Source organism: Pseudomonas graminis (genome assembly GCF_001705435.1).
In the GTDB taxonomy this organism is placed as follows: Bacteria; Pseudomonadota; Gammaproteobacteria; order Pseudomonadales; family Pseudomonadaceae; genus Aquipseudomonas; species Aquipseudomonas graminis_B.
This window is the reverse complement of the sequence record NZ_MDEN01000018.1, coordinates 1-312: the sequence shown is the minus strand read 5'-3', so window position 1 is coordinate 312 and position 312 is coordinate 1. Positions and strand designations below refer to the sequence as shown.

Sequence of the window (312 nt, the reverse complement as noted above, 5' to 3'; positions counted from 1 at the left end):
TTTTTTTTATTATTATTTTTTTTTTTTTTTTTTTTTTTTTGGTTTTTTTTTTTTTTGTTTTTTGTTTTTTTTTTTTTTTTTGTTTTTGTTGTTTTTTTTGTTTTTTTTTTTTTTTTTTTTTGTTTCTTTTTTTTTTTGTTTTTTTTTTTTTTTTTTTTTTTTTTTTTTATTTTGTTGGTGTTTTTTTTTTTTTTTTTTTTTTTTTTTTTGGGTTTTTTTTTTTTTTATTTTTGTTTTTTTTTTTTGGTTTTTTTGTTTTTTTTTTTTTTTTTTTTTTTTTTTTTTTAATTTTTTTTTTTTTCCCCCCCCCCC

The 312-nt window shown here is 10.6% G+C and carries 1 protein-coding gene; it reads right to left on the bottom strand.

The window, feature by feature from the left end:
* Positions 1-12: 12 nt before the first annotated feature.
* A partial coding sequence (locus BBI10_RS28410; protein ID WP_208600718.1) for a hypothetical protein occupies positions 13-312 on the bottom strand: 300 nt, incomplete at its 5' end.